The sequence below is a fragment of the Halomonas kalidii genome (assembly GCF_030010475.1).
In the GTDB taxonomy this organism is placed as follows: domain Bacteria; phylum Pseudomonadota; class Gammaproteobacteria; order Pseudomonadales; family Halomonadaceae; genus Halomonas; species Halomonas heilongjiangensis.
In genome coordinates this window covers 16,572-32,560 of record NZ_JASCQN010000056.1, presented here as the reverse complement: position 1 = coordinate 32,560, position 15,989 = coordinate 16,572, and the positions used below count along the sequence as shown (strand labels likewise).

At 64.8% G+C, this 15,989-nt stretch carries 14 protein-coding genes and 1 pseudogene; 7 read left to right on the top strand and 8 right to left on the bottom strand.

Translation table 11 applies throughout. From position 1 onward, the window contains the following. Positions 1-66: 66 nt before the first annotated feature. From QLQ85_RS22685 to QLQ85_RS22900, 6 genes and pseudogenes are all read left to right on the top strand, one after another. A complete protein-coding gene (locus tag QLQ85_RS22685; RefSeq protein WP_282741075.1) occupies positions 67-954 on the top strand; it encodes a carbohydrate ABC transporter permease in 888 nt (295 codons plus the stop codon). A 30-nt stretch (positions 955-984) separates the two neighbouring features. Further along, positions 985-1,836, top strand: coding sequence for a carbohydrate ABC transporter permease (locus tag QLQ85_RS22680; protein ID WP_282741074.1), 852 nt, complete (start codon positions 985-987; stop codon positions 1,834-1,836). Positions 1,837-1,964: 128 nt separating this feature from the next. Further along, positions 1,965-3,680 carry a transporter substrate-binding domain-containing protein gene (locus QLQ85_RS22675; protein WP_282741073.1) on the top strand — a complete coding sequence of 572 codons (1,716 nt, stop codon included), beginning with the start codon at positions 1,965-1,967 and terminating at the stop codon, positions 3,678-3,680. Then, positions 3,670-5,082: a sigma-54-dependent transcriptional regulator gene (locus tag QLQ85_RS22670; RefSeq protein WP_282741072.1), complete on the top strand. Its 1,413-nt coding sequence runs from the start codon at positions 3,670-3,672 to the stop codon at positions 5,080-5,082. Before QLQ85_RS22675 ends, QLQ85_RS22670 begins: the two co-directional genes overlap by 11 nt. Before the next feature lie 331 nt (positions 5,083-5,413). After that, complete coding sequence (locus QLQ85_RS22665; RefSeq protein ID WP_282741071.1) at positions 5,414-6,694, top strand: dicarboxylate/amino acid:cation symporter; 1,281 nt, start codon at positions 5,414-5,416, stop codon at positions 6,692-6,694. 69 nt (positions 6,695-6,763) lie between these two features. After that, positions 6,764-6,850: pseudogene (locus QLQ85_RS22900) on the top strand (carbohydrate ABC transporter permease); the annotation flags it as partial. Here QLQ85_RS22900 and QLQ85_RS22660 read toward each other — a convergent pair. The 4 genes from QLQ85_RS22660 to betC all read right to left on the bottom strand — a co-directional run bounded on the left by QLQ85_RS22660 (position 6,847) and on the right by betC (position 11,609). After that, positions 6,847-7,752, bottom strand: a complete 906-nt coding sequence (locus tag QLQ85_RS22660) for a DMT family transporter (RefSeq protein ID WP_282741070.1) — start codon at positions 7,750-7,752, stop codon at positions 6,847-6,849. The pseudogene QLQ85_RS22900 and the gene QLQ85_RS22660 sit on opposite strands and share 4 nt — an antisense overlap. Positions 7,753-7,853: 101 nt before the next feature. Beyond that, positions 7,854-8,120 (bottom strand): DksA/TraR family C4-type zinc finger protein, encoded by a 267-nt coding sequence (locus QLQ85_RS22655; protein ID WP_282741069.1) that lies wholly within the window; start codon positions 8,118-8,120, stop codon positions 7,854-7,856. 141 nt (positions 8,121-8,261) lie between these two features. Next, positions 8,262-9,902, bottom strand: a complete 1,641-nt coding sequence (locus tag QLQ85_RS22650; RefSeq protein ID WP_282741068.1) for a BCCT family transporter — start codon at positions 9,900-9,902, stop codon at positions 8,262-8,264. Between the two features lie 159 nt (positions 9,903-10,061). Beyond that, on the bottom strand, positions 10,062-11,609 hold the full coding sequence (betC, locus tag QLQ85_RS22645; RefSeq protein ID WP_282741067.1) for a choline-sulfatase: 1,548 nt from the start codon (positions 11,607-11,609) through the stop codon (positions 10,062-10,064). 165 nt (positions 11,610-11,774) lie between these two features. Here betC and QLQ85_RS22640 point away from each other — a divergent pair, with 165 nt between their 5' ends. Continuing rightward, complete coding sequence (locus tag QLQ85_RS22640) at positions 11,775-12,725, top strand: choline sulfate utilization transcriptional regulator (protein WP_282741066.1); 951 nt, start codon at positions 11,775-11,777, stop codon at positions 12,723-12,725. A 20-nt stretch (positions 12,726-12,745) separates the two neighbouring features. On the opposite strand, the gene QLQ85_RS22635 is transcribed toward QLQ85_RS22640, so the two are convergent. From QLQ85_RS22635 to glcE, 4 genes are all read right to left on the bottom strand, one after another. Beyond that, entirely contained in the window at positions 12,746-12,997 is a 252-nt protein-coding gene (locus tag QLQ85_RS22635) for a hypothetical protein (RefSeq protein ID WP_282741065.1), read from the bottom strand. Between the two features lie 119 nt (positions 12,998-13,116). Then, positions 13,117-13,518, bottom strand: a complete 402-nt coding sequence (locus tag QLQ85_RS22630; protein ID WP_282741064.1) for a GlcG/HbpS family heme-binding protein — start codon at positions 13,516-13,518, stop codon at positions 13,117-13,119. A 115-nt stretch (positions 13,519-13,633) separates the two neighbouring features. Next, complete coding sequence (gene glcF, locus QLQ85_RS22625) at positions 13,634-14,881, bottom strand: glycolate oxidase subunit GlcF (protein ID WP_282741063.1); 1,248 nt, start codon at positions 14,879-14,881, stop codon at positions 13,634-13,636. Position 14,882: 1 nt separating this feature from the next. After that, positions 14,883-15,989: a glycolate oxidase subunit GlcE gene (glcE, locus tag QLQ85_RS22620; RefSeq protein WP_282741062.1), complete on the bottom strand. Its 1,107-nt coding sequence runs from the start codon at positions 15,987-15,989 to the stop codon at positions 14,883-14,885.

Genomic DNA, 15,989 nt, shown 5'->3' with positions numbered 1-15,989 from the left:
CCAGGGAAGGATTCACAGCGCCTCCTCGTCGCCCTTGCCCCCGGGTAGCCCCAGACAGGACATGCCATGGTGATCCACAACGCCGATCGACGCATGCAGATCTACGGCGCACTATTGCTGCTGCCGGCGGCGGTGCTGCTGGGCACCTTCGCCTACCTGCCGACCGTCGCCACGCTGGTCAACAGCCTGTTCCTGCCCGGCTTTCGTGGCGCGCCGCCGGAGTTCGTCGGGCTCGAGAACTATGCGCTGCTGATCGAGGATCGCACCTTCTGGAAGGTGGCGCGCAACAACCTGATCTATGCGCTGGGTACCATCCCCACCTCCATCGCCCTGGCGCTGGGCATGGCGCTGTTCGTCAACGCCCGCCTGCCGGGGCGTGGCCTGGTGCGCATGGCCTATTTCACACCGACCATCCTGCCGATGATCGCCGCGGCCAATATCTGGATGTTCTTCTACGCGCCGCAGATCGGCCTGTTCAACAAGCTGCTGGGCGTGATCGGCATCAGTGGGCCGAACTGGCTGGGCGACCCTGGCGTGGCGCTCACCTCGGTGATCGTGATGACCATCTGGAAGGAGGCCGGCTTCTTCATGATCTTCTACCTGGCGGCGCTGCAGAGCATCCCGCCGGAACTCGAGGAGGCCGCCGACCTGGAGGGCACCAGCCGCTGGGGCTTCTTCTGGCGGGTGACCTTTCCGCTGCTGATGCCGACCACCCTGTTCGTGCTGATCAATGCGCTGATCAACGCGGTGCGGGTGGTGGATCATCTGTTCATCCTCACCAAGGGCGGGCCGAACAACGCCACCAACCTGCTGCTCTACTACGTCTACGAGAACGCCTTCTCGTTCTTCGACCGCACCTATGCCGCCACCATCACCGTGGTGATCCTGCTGGTGCTGGCGGTGGTGGCCACCATCAAGTTCCGCGTGCTCGATCCCCGGACCCACTATCAATAATGACGCAATGACCACACCGGTAACGATGCCATGACCACGTCGCTCGCTGCCCATCCTTCCACCGCCCAACGGGTGCTGGCCCGGTTACCGAGACTGGAAACCACCGCCGCCTGGCTGCTGGCGATCATCTGGATCTTCCCGCTGCTCTATGCCTTCTGGGCGGCCTTCCACCCGTCGGCCTTCATGGTGCGCTTCGACCTGCTGGCGCCGCTGACGCTGGACAACTTCACCGACGCCTGGGCCCAGGCCCCGTTCGCGCGCTACTACCTCAACACCTTACTGCTGGTCACCGGCATCGTCGCCGCCCAGTTCGTGGTCTGCACCCTGGCGGGCTTCGCCTTCGCGCGTTTCCCGCTTCCCGGCAAGGACATCCTGTTCATGCTGGTGCTGATCCAGCTGTTCGTCTTCCCCGAGGTACTGATCGTCGAGAACTACCGCATCGCAAGCGCGCTGGGACTGGTCGACACCATCACCGGCATCGGGCTGCCCTACGTGGCCAGCGCCTTCGGCATCTTCCTGCTGCGCCAGACCTTCAAGACCATTCCCCGCGAGCTCGAGGACGCCGCCCGGGTCGAGGGCTGCGGCTGGATGGCGATCCTGCTCAAGGTCTATGTGCCCTTGGCCAAGCCCACCTACCTGGCCTACGGCCTGGTCTCGATCAGCCATCACTGGAACAATTTCCTGTGGCCGCTGGTGGTCACCAACTCGGTGGAGAGCCGCCCGCTGACGGTGGGGCTCGGTATCTTCTCGGCGCCGGAAACCGGGGTCAACTGGGCCACCGTCAGCGCCGCCACCCTGCTCAGCATCGCCCCGCTGCTGGTCGCCTTCCTGCTCTTCCAGCGCCAGTTCGTGCAGTCGTTCCTGCGCGCGGGGATACGCTGAGCCGTCATCACGCATGGTGACCCTGGCAAGGTCTTCGGCTTTGCAATACTCGAGGAGTCGGTTAACTTGACGCCGGGCTGCTGCAGCGCCATGGCGCTGCCGGTAATGGCACGGCTGGAGTCTGAGAAATGGTTGTTCTTGTGCGACGCAGGGTGATGGGCTGCCTGATCTGGTTGGGCCTGTCCCTGGCGGGCGTCATGGACACCGCAGCCAGCAGCCAGGCCGTTGACCAGAGCAACGTCATCATCGTCGGCGGTGACCACAACTATCCGCCCTATGAGTTCATCAACGAAGAGGGCGAGCCGGATGGCTACAACACCGACCTGACCCGGGCGATTGCCGAAGTGATGGGGATCGACGTCGAGATTCGGCTGGGGAACTGGGCAGAGATACGCGAGCTCCTGGAAACGGGTGAAATCGACGTGGTGCAGGGGATGGCCTATTCACCCGAGCGTGCCGAGCTGTACGATTTCGCGCCTCCCCATGCCATCGTTCATCAGTCGGTCTTCGCCCGCAAGGGGCAGGCGTCCATCACCGACTTGCAGGAGCTTCGGGGCAAGGAGGTGATCGTGCAGGAGCGCGGCGTCATGCACGATCTGATGTTGCAGAACGATGTCGGCGCCCAATTGTTTCCGGCGGAGGCCCACGCCGATGCGTTGCGGATGCTGGCATCCGGCAAGCACGACTATGCGCTGGTGGCGAACCTGCCGGGCCTCTATCTGGGACGCGAGCTGGAACTCTCGAACATCGAGCCGGTGGGCAGGACCTTCGGTGCGCGGCGATACGGCTACAGCGTTGTCAAGGGCAACGAGGAGTTGCTGGCTCAGTTCAGCGAAGGCCTGGCGATTCTCAAGAATACCGGACGCCAGCAGGCGATCTATGACCGGTGGTTGGGTCCGCTCGAAAAGTCGGGAGTGGCATGGAAGAAGATCGGCCAGGGTGCCGCAGTGGTATCGGCGGTGTTGTTGCTGGTGCTCGGGGGGATCGTCATCTGGAACCGGATGCTCACCCGCGAAGTCGCCCGACGCGCGCAGGAACTGCAATTCCAACAGCAGAAGCTGATCCAGGCTGACAAGATGACCTCTCTGGGGGTGCTGGTCTCGGGGGTTGCCCACGAGATCAATAATCCCTGTAGTCTGGTGCTGATGAATCTGTCGATGCTCAAGGAGGTGCTTCGTGACAGTGAGGAGGCATACGAGGCGTTTTATCAGCAGCATGGCGATTTTGTGCTTGGCCACTTACCCTACAGCCGGATGAGAAAAGAGATACCGAGCATGTTGGAGGATATCTCCAGCGGGGCCCAGCGTATCCGCCGGATCGTCGATGACCTGCGTGATTTCGCCCGGCAGGGGCCGGTCGACCTGAGCGAGTCGGTGGATCTCAATGAAGTGGTGGCCGCCGCCATCCGCCTGGTCGACAGCACCATTCGCAAGTCCACCGACCATTTCCGGCTCCGCTACGACGAGTCGGCACCGCGGTTCCGAGGCAGCGCCCAGAAAATCGAGCAGGTGGTGATCAACCTGATCGTCAATGCCTGTCAGGCGTTGGACTCCCGCGACAAAGCCATCTCCGTGACAACGCAATATGAGGCCGCCAAGGGGTTGTTGCGTCTCGAAGTGCGGGATGAGGGACGCGGTATCGAACCGGAAAACCTCTCGCGGCTCAGCGATCCCTTCTTTACCACCAACCGGGAACAGGGCGGCATGGGACTCGGCCTCTCGGTATCCCTGAGCATCGTACAGGAGCATGGCGGCACGCTGGATTACGACTCCGAACCCGGTAAAGGGACACGCGCCGTTCTATCATTACCGATCAACCCGGGAACTTTACCGAATGAGCAGTAATCTCTATCCGGCCTTCGGTATTCTGCTGGTCGACGACGAGGCCTCGTTTCTACGTAGTTTCAGCCTGATACTGGAGACTCAGGGGGGGATCAACCACCTCTATCAGTGCCAGGACAGCCGCGACGCGATGCAGATCATCGCCGAGAATCCGATCGGGCTGGTACTGCTCGACCTGACCATGCCACACCTGTCCGGTGAAGCGTTGCTGCAGCAGATCGTCGAGGAGCATCCGGAGATCGGCGTCATCATCATCAGCGGGCTGAACCAACTGGAAACCGCGGTGAACTGTATTCGCCTCGGTGCCTATGACTACTTCATAAAAACGACGGAGGAGAACCGCCTGCTCGATGGCATTCACCGGGCGGTCCGGATGCAGGAAATGCGCCTGGAAAACCTGGAGATGCGCCGGCGGTTTCTCAGCGATACGCTGGATCGGCCGGAGGTATTCGCCGATATCATTACCCGGGACAAGGGCATGCGTTCGGTGTTCCAGTACCTCGAGACGGTGTCGGCAAGCAGCCAGCCGGTATTGATCACCGGCGAGAGCGGGACCGGCAAGGAGGCGATCGCCCGGGCCATCCACACGTTGAGCGGACGTAGTGGGCCGCTGGTCTGCGTCAATGTTGCCGGCCTCGATGACAACATCTTCGCCGACACCCTGTTCGGTCATCACCGTGGCGCCTTTACCGGCGCCGACAAGGCTCGGGCGGGCATGATCGATCAGGCCGGTGGTGGCACCCTGTTGCTGGACGAGATTGGCGACCTCAGCCTGGCTTCGCAGGTAAAGCTGCTGCGGCTGTTGCAGGAGGGGGAGTACTACCCACTCGGCAGCGACAGGCCCAAGCGGATCCATGCCCGGGTGCTGGTGGCCACCCATCAGGACCTGGACCAGAAGCAGCGCGACGGCGAGTTCCGCAAGGATCTCTATTATCGCTTGCGCACTCACCAGGTGGAGTTGCCGCCGCTGCGCCAGCGCCAGGGCGACATCCCGCTGTTACTGGATCACTTCCTCGCCGAAGCCGCCGAGGACCTGGGCCGGAACAAGCCCCCGGTACCCAAGGAACTGGTGGCACTGCTACGCCACTATGCCTTTCCCGGCAACGTCAGGGAGCTGCGCGCCCTGTGTTTCGATGCCCTCGGCCGCCATCGTGGGGGCGTGCTGTCAATGGACGTGTTTCGCCAGGCGGTTGGCCAGGGAGGCGCGATACCGGAGTCCGAAGCGGACCCTGCAATGCCCCTCTTCGCTCCCGATCAGCCGTTGCCGACCCTGCAGCAAGTCGCCGATATGCTGGTGGCCGAGGCGATGGAGCGGGCGCGGGGCAATCAGTCCCGGGCCTCGCGCCTGCTGGGTATTTCCCAGCCGGCATTGAGCAAGCGACTGAAGAAGTCCCAGTCGGGCTGAGTTGACATCGATCGCTATAACCAGGGTTATGACTATAACCCTGGTTTTTGTATTCTATAACTCATTGAAAATATAGCTGATTTTCAGGTGTCGGTGTGCTGTTCCATTCCCCTGGTTATACCTTCCTGGTCGACTTCGTCACTCTTCATTCTTCCAGTTAATTCATTAAAAACAATAGCTTATTCCGAATCCTCGGGGGCTGGCATTGTTCTTGCGAGATGACGGTCTGGGATTGGGCTATGACGGGTCATTCACTGGCCCGCAGCGCCGCCGCCCGGCGGCGCCTGTCGCCCAGGCTGATTGACCACAACGATAACGGAAGAGAAAACCAATGGAACATGCAACGTTAGAGACACCTCGTGCCGGTTTCTGGAGCAGACTGGCACTCTGGAAGAAGATCCTGATCGGCATGGCCCTCGGGATGCTGGTGGGGGGGCTTCTGGGCCCCGATGCCGAGCTGTTGAAGCCGATCGGCACCCTCTTCCTCAACTCCATCAAGATGCTCATCGTGCCGCTGGTGTTCTGCTCGCTGGTGACTGGTGTCACCTCGATGCAGGACACCCGCAAGCTGGGGCGCATCGGCCTTAAATCCCTGGTGCTCTATCTCGGCACCACGGCCGTCGCGATCAGCATCGGCCTTGGCATGGGCACGCTCTTCGCCACGGGCGAGGGCGTCAATATGGCGGCGGCCGACAGCGCGCCTGCCGCCGGCGAGGCGCCTACCCTGGTCGAGACGCTGCTCAACATGATTCCGACGAATCCAGTCGATGCGCTGGCGACCGGCAACATCCTGCAGATCATCGTATTCGCCCTGGGATTGGGCATTGCGCTGAACCTGTGCGGTGAGAAAGCGAAGCCGGCGGTGCAGGTGTTCGAAAGCCTGGCGGAAGGCATGTACAAGCTGACCGAACTGGTGATGAAACTGGCACCCTACGGCGTGTTCGGCCTGATGGCCTGGGTGGCCGGCACGTACGGCTTGGACATCCTGCTGCCACTGATCAAGGTGGTTGCCGTGGTCTATTTGGGCTGTATCATTCACGTGATGGTGTTCTATACCGGCCTGGTCAGTGTCCTGGGGCGTCTGAATCCGGTGCGCTACCTCAAGGGCCTGATCAATCCGGCTGCAGTGGCCTTCACCACGACCAGCAGCGCCGGAACCCTACCGGCTTCCATCAAGGCCGCCAGGGAGGAGATGGGCGTCTCCAAAGGGGTCTCCAGTTTCGTACTGCCGCTGGGTGCGACCATCAACATGGACGGTACCGCGCTCTACCAAGGGGTCTGTGCATTGTTCATCGCCCAGGCCTTTGGCGTCGACCTGGCGTTCTCCGACTACCTGCTGATCATCATGACATCCACTCTGGCGTCGATCGGCACGGCCGGCGTACCGGGCGCGGGCCTGATCATGCTGTCCCTGGTCCTGACAACCGTCGGCCTGCCGATGGAAGGTCTGGCAATCATCGCCGGTATCGACCGCATCCTGGATATGGCCCGTACCACCGTCAATGTCTGTGGTGACCTGATGGTGTCGGTCCTGGTCGGCAAGAGCGAAAACGAGCTCGACGAAAGCGTCTACAACCGTTCGCGCCCCGCCCCCCAGCCCAGCGCTGCCTGATTCACCCAAGGGGATGCACGTTACGCCGCGCATCCCCCCACTTTCCTCCTCCCTGGCACCCATCGGCCGCTGCTCGGCATCGCTCCGCTGCTGGCCGCCTTCCTGCTCTTCCAGCGCCAGTTCGTGCAGTCGTTCCTGCGCGCCGGTATCCGCTAATCGGCGATGCAGTCCTCATTTGTCCGCCGCAGTGGCCGGGTCAGCGTCTGGGCCATGATCACCCCGGCCAGCACCAGCACGCCGCCGACGAAGTGGAACAGCGCGATCTGCTCGCCGAGGAAGGCCATGGCGATCAGCGCGCTGAACAGCGGCATCAGGTTGATGAAGATGCTGGCCTGGCTGGCGCCGATCTGACGGATGGCGCGCATCCACAGGAAGGTGGTGATGATCGAGGCGGGGATGCCGGCGTAGAGGATCAGCCAGACGTTGTGGCCGTCGACCGGGGTCATCGGGCCCATCAGGTAGCCGGGCAGCAGGAATAGGGTGGCGAAGACGGCCTGCAGGTAGAGCACCACCCAGGGGGGCAGGTCGAGCGGCCAGCGCTTGAGCATCACCCCGTAGAGGGCGTAGCAGGTGGCGGCCACCACCATCAGCGCGTCGCCGAGGGCGACCCGCAGTTCCAGCAGCGAGAGCGGGTTGCCGCGACCCAGCAGCACGGCGACGCCGATCAGCGCCAGTACGCCGCCCAGGGTGCCGCCGAGACTGGGCGCCTCGCGCAGGATCAGGGCGCTGAGCAGCACGGTGAGCAGCGGCACCATGGCGGCGAGGATGCCCATGTTGGTGGCCGAGGTGGTCTCGGCAGCGACATAGGCCAGGCCCTGCCACAGGGCCATGCCGAGCAGACCCAGCACCGCCAGCTTGGGCCAGGCCCGGCGGATCGCCTCGCGATGGCGCCAGGCGACGGGCGCCAGGAAGGGCGTGAGCACGGCCAGCGCCAGTACCCAGCGCAGGAAGGCGATGCTGCTGGGGGCGATGGCGCCGACGGTGAGCTGGTTGATGGTCATGTTGCCCGACCAGATCAGCACGGCGCCGAGCGGGGGCAGGAAGGTGAGCAGCGGCATGGTGACCTCTAACGTGCAAGAGCCCCGATACGGTCGGGGCTCTTGAGCCTTGCATACAATAGGCCGATGATACGCGGCAATTGATGAGGACGCTAATGAGGTCAGCGCAGCTGGCTATCCTTGCTGCCGCGGCGGTTGTAGCCGCTGAAGGCGGTGCGACGCTTGTCGAGCTCGCTCTGGCAGGCGATGCACAAGCGCACACCCGGCACGGCCTCGCGGCGGGCCTGGGGAATCTCGTCGCCGCACTCCTCGCAGTGCTTCAGGCTCTCGCCCCGGGGTAACTCGCTGCGCGCCCGCTGCAGCGCGTCCTCGATGGTGCTGTCGATCTGCTCCTGCACGGCACCGTCCCTCGACCAACCTCCCGCCATGATGTCGTCTCCTTCGGCTCTCGATGAGCCGTCTACCGATCCTGACAGTCTGGGCTATTCGAACGGTTCGGACCACTCCTCCCGGTCCCGTTTCGCCGGGCCCGGGGGAGCAAGTCGTTTCAATGACGCATTCGGCGTCCTTCAGGAGGGTTTGCGGCGCAGCTCGCCATTCAGCGCCTTGATGATGGAGTAGCACATCAACAGCATCACGATGGAGAACGGAATCGCCGTCGCCGTCACCCCGGCCTGAAGCGCCGACAGCCCGCCGCCGATCAGTAGCACGATGGCGATCAGGCCCTCCACCGTGGCCCAGAACATCCGCTGGGGCCGGGGGGCATCGATCTTGCCACCGGCCGTGATGGTATCGATCACCAGGGAGCCGGAATCCGACGAGGTGACGAAGAAGATCAACGCCAGAGTGATGCCGAGGGTCGACATCAGGCCCGTCAGCGGCAGCTCATTCAGCATGCCGAACAGCGACAGCTCGGGGCTGTAATTGTCGATCACGTAGGCCTTGACCAGGCTGCCCGCGGGGTCGGCATAGAGCTGATCGAGCGCGATGCCACCGAAGACGCCCATCCAGATGAAGATGAACAGGCTGGGCACCAGCAGCACGCAGATCACGAATTCCCGCACCGTGCGACCCCGTGACACCCGAGCGATGAACATGCCGACGAACGGTGCCCAACTGACCCACCAGGCCCAGTAGAAGACCGACCAGGCCTGACGATAGGCATCATCGTCACGACCGATGGGGGCCGACAGGGGGACGAACTCCTTCACGTAGGTCGAAAGCCCCGACCAGAACCCGTTCAGGCCCACCAGGGTCGGGCCGGCGAACAGTACGAAGAAGAAGAACAACACGGCCAGGATCATATTGATCTCGGAGAGCTTCTTCACGCCGCCCTCCAGGCCGCGCCAGACCGACACCAGGGCCACCGCGGTCACCAGCAGGATGACGATGACCTGAAAGGTGGTGCTGATCTCCAGACCAAAGACGAAATTCATCCCCGCATTGGCCTGCTGGGCGCCGAGGCCGAGTGCCGTGGCCAGACCGAACAGGGTGGAAAACACCGCCAGGATATCGATCAGATGTCCCGGCCAGCCCCAGACGCGATCACCGAGGATAGGGAAGAACGCCGAACGGATGGAGAAGGGCAGGCCCTTGTTATAGGTAAAGATGGCCAGCGCCAGGGCCATCACCACATAGACGGCCCAGCCATGCAGGCCCCAATGGAGAAAGGTGCCGGCAAGGCCCAGGGCGGTGGCTGCGGGAATGGCCTCCGGGTTCAGTTCCCCATCGGTACCGAACGGTGAGGCAATGCCCAGGGGCAGGGAAACGTTGGCATGATAGACCGGCTCGAGCACGCTGAAGAACAGCAGGCCGATACCGATGCCAGCGGTGAACAGCAACGCGAACCAGGACAGGTAACTGTGCTCCGGACGGGCATCGGGCCCCCCCAGCCGGACCTTCCCGTAGGGCAGGACGACGAGCGCCACACAGAACAGGATGAAGAAATCCACCAGAATCATGAAGTACCAGTCCAGCGTCCCGGTGGTGAAGCTGACGATGGACTGGAATAGGCTCCCCGCCCTCTCAGGAAACAGCAGGGTGAGGACGATGAAGACGACCGACGCGAGCGCCGATACGATAAAGACCCGATTGTGGATATCGAAGCCGATGGGCCCCAGTCGCCCTTCGATATTGTCCTGGCCAACGACGTAGTCCGTTTGCATGTCGCTGTTCATGGGAGGCGACGCGGGGTCGCTCGTGGTATTCATGAGATGCCTCTCCTTATTGTAATTTATGGAATAGTCAGGGTTCTCTTGTCATAGGCCTACAACCTCGTCTTCATGGAATGACTGCGACGCTTTGGCTCGACAGGTAGAAACCAGGGGGGTAGTGCCGGCCCCCTGATGTACTACCGGCCCGTCGCGCGACTAGGGCCGGTCGGCGGGCGGGGCCGGGAAGCGCGCGCGCCGCTCGAGATCGTCCAGGTCGATGGTGTTGCGCATGTACTGGGTACTGGCATCGAACAGCGGCTGGTGGTCCCAGGGCGTGACCCTGCCCTGCATGAGCGCCCGCGAGACCAGCCTGCGGCGTCGCTGGCTCGCGATCACCTCGCCGTGCAGCCGCTCGTAGTCCCAGCGCCGGGCGACCTCGTCGCGGAACTGCTTGCACAGGTCCAGGTGCGCGGGATCCTCGGCCAGGTTGTTGAGCTCCAGCGGATCGGCCTCGAGGTCGAACAACTGGTCCGGATCCGGTGCCGTGTGGACGAACTTGTAGCGCCCGCGGCGGATCATCAACAACGGCGCGATGGCGCCCTCGCCGAGATATTCGCCGATCACCTCGTCGTGGCCGCCGTTGCCGGTCAGGTGCGGCAATAGGCTGCGACCGTCGACGGGCACGGCATACTCCGGGGCGGTACCGTCGTGGGCGAGCTCGGCGAAGGTCGGCAGCAGGTCCATGGTCGACACCGATTCGCTGACCCGTCCGGGGGTGAAGCGGTCCGGGGCGTGGACGATCATCGGCACCCGCGCGGAATCCTCGAACCAGCTCATCTTGTACCAGAGGCCGCGCTCGCCGAGCATGTCGCCGTGGTCGCCTGAGAAGACGATGATGGTGTCTTCGTCGAGGCCGGTCTCTTTCAAGGCCTTCAGCACCTCACCGATCTGGTCGTCGACATAGCTGAGCGCCCCGTAATAGGCGTGGCGTGCGTTGCGGATCTGCTCGTCGCCGAGGGTGTCCTCGTCGAGCTGGTAGACATGACGCAGGCGCCTGGAGTGCGGGTCCATCCGCTCACGCGAGTAGGGCACGCGGGGCATGTCGATGGCGTCGTGGTCGTAGCGGTCCCAGTACTCCTGCGGAATGGTGTAGGGGTCGTGAGGGTGGGTCAGCGACACGGTCAGGCAGAAGGGACGCCGCTCGCCGTTGCGTGCCGGGGTGTTGCGAGCATAGTCGTAGAGGAAACGCTTGGCGCGGAAGGTGACCTCGTCGTCGAAGTCGAGCTGGTTGGAGCGCACGCAGGGGCCGGCCTGAATCACCGAGGACATGTTGTGGTAGTAGCTCGGCCGCTCATCGAAGTTTTCCCAGTCGACGAACCAGCCATAGTCGGCCGGATAGATGTCGGTGGTCAGGCGCTCCTCGAAGCCGTGGAGCTGATCCGGGCCGCAGAAGTGCATCTTGCCCGACAGCGCGGTGGTGTAACCGGCATCGCGCAGGTAGTGGGCGAAGGTCGGGGTGTCGGCGGGAAAATCACCGGCGTTGTCGTAGCCGCCGATGCGCGACGGCAGCTGGCCGGCCATCAGCGTGAAGCGCGACGGTGCGCACAGCGGGCTGTTGCAGTAGGCCGAATCGAAGACCACGCCCTCGGCGGCCAGGCGCGACAGGTGCGGCGTCTTGACCAGGGGGTGCCCGTAGAAGGGCAGGGCCGACGCCGCCATCTGGTCGGCCATCAGGAACAGGATGTTGGGCTGCTTGCGGGTCATGGGGCCTCCTGTTGTTGAAGAAACGAGTTGTAGAGACGAGTTGTGGATGTGAGCGATGAATGCGGGTACTCGATCCACGCCTGGACTGGCTGTCACGACAGTCTCCCTGCTAATCTCAAGGTCTGTAAACTCGCTGAATTTTTATGGGAGGCATTAGGCAAGCTAATGTCATGGATAGGCAGGACGGCGTCGCCCAACGGCCTGCGGGTGTTCGAGGCGGCGGCACGGCATCTGAGCTTTACCGCCGCGGCGCGAGAGCTGCGCTCGACCCAGTCGGCGGTCAGCCAGCAGGTCCGCAGCCTGGAGGAGCAACTCGGTCTGCTGCTGTTCGAGCGCATCTACCGGGGAGTGAGGCTGACCGAGGCGGGCCAGGCGCTGTTCGTCAGCGTGCAGGAGGGGTTCGCGACCATCGATCGCACCATCGACCGACTCCAGCACCGGCATCGTCATCCCCACGTGAACATCCTCACCGACTTCTCGTTCGCGGCTTACTGGCTGATGCCGCGACTGCCGCGCTTCCGTGAACGGCATTCGCATATCGACGTGCGCATCGTGACCAACCAGGGTGTGCTCGACTGGCGAACGCAGGAGATCGACGTGGCGATCGTGTTCTGCGACGAGCGGACCCTGGCGGGCGGGGTGCCGCAGTTGTTCCGGGAAGAGGTCTTGCCGGTGTGCAGTCCGGGCTTCCTGCGGCAGCACGGGCCGATCGCCTCGCCGCAGCGGCTGGCGGAGCTGCCGCTGCTGACCTTGACCGCCGAACAGGGGCAGAGCTGGCTGGACTGGCCGCGCTATTTCGCGCAGTTGGCGGGTATCGACTACCTGGGGTCGTCGGAGCTGACATTCAACAACTACACCCTGCTGATCCAGGCGGCGATCGCCGGCCAGGGCATCGGGATGGGCTGGCGGGGGTTGATCGATGACCTGCTCGATGGTGGCATGCTGGTCGGGCTGCCGGATCTGCAGCTCGGCTCGTCGCGGGGCTACGGGCTGATCGATGCCCACCCGGAGGCCTCCGGCGAGGCGAAGCGGGCGCTGCAGGAATGGGTGCTGGCCTGTGCGGCGCAGCCCCGGGATGAGTGCGAAGGGGAAGCGGGCCGGCCGAGAGCCAAGTAGCCCTCGGCCGGCATGCGTTATCAAATACCGAGGATCTCCTTGGCCTGTTCGAGCAGGGCCACGGACTCGTCGTGGTTGCCTGCCCCGTGGGCCTCCTCGCCCCGGGCACGCAGGTCACGGACCTCCTCGAGCTGCCCCTCGTCGAGCATGGAGACCGTGGCCTCGTCCTCCAGGGCCTGGTCGATTTCGCCCATCAGGGCCGGACACATATTGGCCCAGGCGGATGCCGTGAACAGCATCAGCGCCAGGGCGGTAAACAGTTTCTTGATCATCGCTGGTTCTCCCTGCGGTGGTGGCCGCTTGAAGTATAGGTCCGCCGCTGGATTCACGCCTATGCACAAACGCCCGCTGCCTAAAGACAGCGGGCGTTTGTGGTGCTGGCGGGGCGGGATCAGCCGACGGCGGCGATACCGGCCCGGGCGACCTGCACGTCCTGGTCGGGCTTGACCCCGGAGACGCCGACGGTGCCGGCGACCTGGCCGTCGACCAGCACCGGCACGCCGCCGGCGAGCAGGCCGGACAGCGGCGCGGAGAGGAAGGCGTTGCGGCCGCCGTTGATCATCTCCTCGAAGGCCTGGGTTTCGCGGGCACCAAGGGCGGAGCTGCGGGCCTTCTGGGTGGCGATGTCCGGGGTCATGGCCGGGGCGCCGTCGAGGCGGCGCAGGCCGAGCAGGTGGCCGCCGTCGTCGGCCACGGCGATGGTCACTAGCCAGCCGTTGGCCTCGGCCTCCTGCTGGGCGGCGTCGAGGATGGCGTTGACGTCGGCGAGGGTGAGTATGGATTTTGTTTTCATGCAAGTCTCCTTGGTTAGGATCAGTTTCGGGCTTCGGGCTTCGGGCTTCGGGCTTCGGGCTTCGGGCTTCGGGCTTCGGGCTTCGGGGTGCTCGCGGCCCGCAGCCCGAAGCTCGTTACTGGGTCAATGCCTCATCGACAATTTCGATCCAGTGCCTCACTGGCGTTCTTCCGGCACCGGCCAGGTGGGTCTGGCAGCCGATATTGGCGGTGACGATCACCTCGGGGTTGCCGGCCTCCAGGTTGTCGAGCTTGTTGTCGCGCAGCTGGGTCGCCAGTTCCGGCTGGGTGATGGAGTAGGTGCCCGCCGAGCCACAGCAGAGGTGGGCGTCCTGGACCGGTGTCAGCGAAAAGCCGAGCCGGGTGAGCACGCCCTCCACGGCCCCGCCCAACTGCTGGGCGTGCTGCAGGGTGCAGGGGCAGTGGAAGCCCAGGCGCCTGCTCTTCTTGAGCGTCAGGGGGGCGAGGTCCTCGTCGCGCAGTATCTCCGACAGGTCGCGGGCCAGTTCGCTCACCCGCGCCGCCTTCTCGGCGTAGGCCGGGTCGTCGGCGAGGATGTCGCCGTACTCCTTGACGAAGGCACCGCAGCCGCTGGCGGTCTGGACGATGGCTTCCACCCCGGCCTCACCCGCTTTCTCGATATGCGGCCACCAGGCGTCGATATTGGCCCGCGCCCGGGCCCGGCCGTCGTCCTGGGCGTTGAGGTGGTAGTCGATGGCGCCGCAGCAGCCGGCTTCCGGGGCCGGGGTCAGGCCGATGCCCAGCCGGTCGAGCACCCGGGCGGTGGCGGCGTTGGTGTTGGGCGAGAGCCCGGGCTGCACGCAGCCCTCGAGGATCAGCATCTGGCGGGTGTGGCGCTTGCCATCGGGGCGCGTGCCGGCATCCACCGGCGCCGGCGGCATCTTGGCCTTGAGCGCGCCGGGCACCAGCGGCCTGAAGATCAGGCCGAGCCTGAGCAGGGCCTGGAAGCGCTGCGGATCCACCAGGGCCTTGCGCAGCCCGTAGCGCAGGGCGCGCTCGCTGGCCTGGCGCGGCACCCGGCGCTCGATCTCGGCGCGGCCGATGTCGAGCAGCTTGTGGTACTCCACGCCCGAGGGGCAGGTGGTTTCGCAATTGCGGCAGGTCAGGCAGCGATCCAGGTGCAGCCGCGTCTCCTCGGTGATCCGGTCGTCGTCGTCGCGGCTCTCGAGCAGCTCCTTCATCAGGTAGATGCGCCCGCGCGGGCCGTCGCGCTCGTCGCCGAGCAGCTGGTAGGTAGGGCAGGTGGCGTTGCAGAAGCCGCAGTGCACGCAGGTGCGCAGCACGCGGTCGGCCTCGCGGATATGCGGCTGCTTGAGGGCTTCCTCGGTGAAGTGCGTCTGCATGTCAGAGCTCCGCGTAGAGTCGGCCCGGGTTGAAGATTCCCTTCGGGTCCAGCTCGGCCTTGAGGTTGCGGTGGTACTTGGCCACCACCGGCGCCAGTGGGGTAAAGGGTTCGGCCGTTCCCCCGGTACCGATGTGAGGGCCATGGCAGGTGGCATGACCGCCGGCACGGGTGCAGGCCTCGCGAATCGTCTTGTCGTCGAGCTCGCTTCTCAGCCAGCGCTGGGTGCCGGCCCAGTCGTAGAGCAGGGCGTCGCCGGCGACGCCGGGCAGGTCGATCACCGGGGTGTGATGGGGCAGCGCCAGGCGCCACAGGGGACGCGGGTCCTCCTTCGAGAAGAACGCCAGCCGCTGTTCGCGAAGCGCGGTCCAGAAGTCGTCCCTGAGCTCGTCGCCGCCCAGCCGCTCGGCGGTGGCGGCCACCGAGCTCGGCCCGCCCTCGAGGCGCAGGTGCAGGGCGCCGTCGAGCCAGGCGGCGGCGGTGATCGGCAGCGGCTGACGGCCCCACTCGGCGAGTTTCTCCAGGGCCAGGGACAGCGGCATGTCCAGGTGCAGGCTGCGAGTGGCGCCGGGACGGGGCAACACCTTCATGGTGACCTCGGTGAGCAGCCCCAGGCTGCCCAGGGCGCCGACCATCAGCCGCGACAGGTCGTAGCCGGCCACGTTCTTCATCACCTGGCCGCCGAAGCGCTGCTCGCGGCCCTCGTGGTTGATCACCCGGACGCCGAGCACGAAGTCGCGCACGCTGCCGGCCCAGGGGCGCCGCGGGCCGGAGAGCCCGGTGGCAACCATGCCGCCGACGGTGGCGCCATCGCCGAAGTGGGGTGGCTCGCAGCCCAGCATCTGGCCGTTCTCGGCCAGCGTGGCCTCGAGCTCGGCCAGCGGCGTGCCGGTGCGCACCGAGACGATCAGCTCCACCGGATCGTAGTAGGTGATACCGCGATGCTCGCGGGTGGAGAGTTCTCGTCCCTCCACCGCTCGACCATAGAAGGCCTTGGTGTCGCCGCCGACGATGCGCAGGGGCGTGCCCTCGGCGTCGGCGCGGCAAATGCGTTCGGCCAGCGCCTCGCTGGCGTCATGATCTCTGGGAGGCGTTGCAGTATTGGTCAT

What these genes read in the sequence shown, in the direction of transcription:
- QLQ85_RS22685 (WP_282741075.1), top strand. Translation starts at nt 67, where the DNA reads ATGGTGATCCACAACGCCGATCGACGCATGCAGATCTACGGCGCACTA.
- QLQ85_RS22680 (WP_282741074.1), top strand. Translation starts at nt 985, where the DNA reads ATGACCACGTCGCTCGCTGCCCATCCTTCCACCGCCCAACGGGTGCTG.
- QLQ85_RS22675 (WP_282741073.1), top strand. Translation starts at nt 1,965, where the DNA reads ATGGTTGTTCTTGTGCGACGCAGGGTGATGGGCTGCCTGATCTGGTTG.
- QLQ85_RS22670 (WP_282741072.1), top strand. Translation starts at nt 3,670, where the DNA reads ATGAGCAGTAATCTCTATCCGGCCTTCGGTATTCTGCTGGTCGACGAC.
- QLQ85_RS22665 (WP_282741071.1), top strand. Translation starts at nt 5,414, where the DNA reads ATGGAACATGCAACGTTAGAGACACCTCGTGCCGGTTTCTGGAGCAGA.
- QLQ85_RS22660 (WP_282741070.1), bottom strand. Translation starts at nt 7,752, where the DNA reads ATGCCGCTGCTCACCTTCCTGCCCCCGCTCGGCGCCGTGCTGATCTGG.
- QLQ85_RS22655 (WP_282741069.1), bottom strand. Translation starts at nt 8,120, where the DNA reads ATGGCGGGAGGTTGGTCGAGGGACGGTGCCGTGCAGGAGCAGATCGAC.
- QLQ85_RS22650 (WP_282741068.1), bottom strand. Translation starts at nt 9,902, where the DNA reads ATGAATACCACGAGCGACCCCGCGTCGCCTCCCATGAACAGCGACATG.
- betC (WP_282741067.1), bottom strand. Translation starts at nt 11,609, where the DNA reads ATGACCCGCAAGCAGCCCAACATCCTGTTCCTGATGGCCGACCAGATG.
- QLQ85_RS22640 (WP_282741066.1), top strand. Translation starts at nt 11,775, where the DNA reads ATGTCATGGATAGGCAGGACGGCGTCGCCCAACGGCCTGCGGGTGTTC.
- QLQ85_RS22635 (WP_282741065.1), bottom strand. Translation starts at nt 12,997, where the DNA reads ATGATCAAGAAACTGTTTACCGCCCTGGCGCTGATGCTGTTCACGGCA.
- QLQ85_RS22630 (WP_282741064.1), bottom strand. Translation starts at nt 13,518, where the DNA reads ATGAAAACAAAATCCATACTCACCCTCGCCGACGTCAACGCCATCCTC.
- glcF (WP_282741063.1), bottom strand. Translation starts at nt 14,881, where the DNA reads ATGCAGACGCACTTCACCGAGGAAGCCCTCAAGCAGCCGCATATCCGC.
- glcE (WP_282741062.1), bottom strand. Translation starts at nt 15,989, where the DNA reads ATGACCAATACTGCAACGCCTCCCAGAGATCATGACGCCAGCGAGGCG.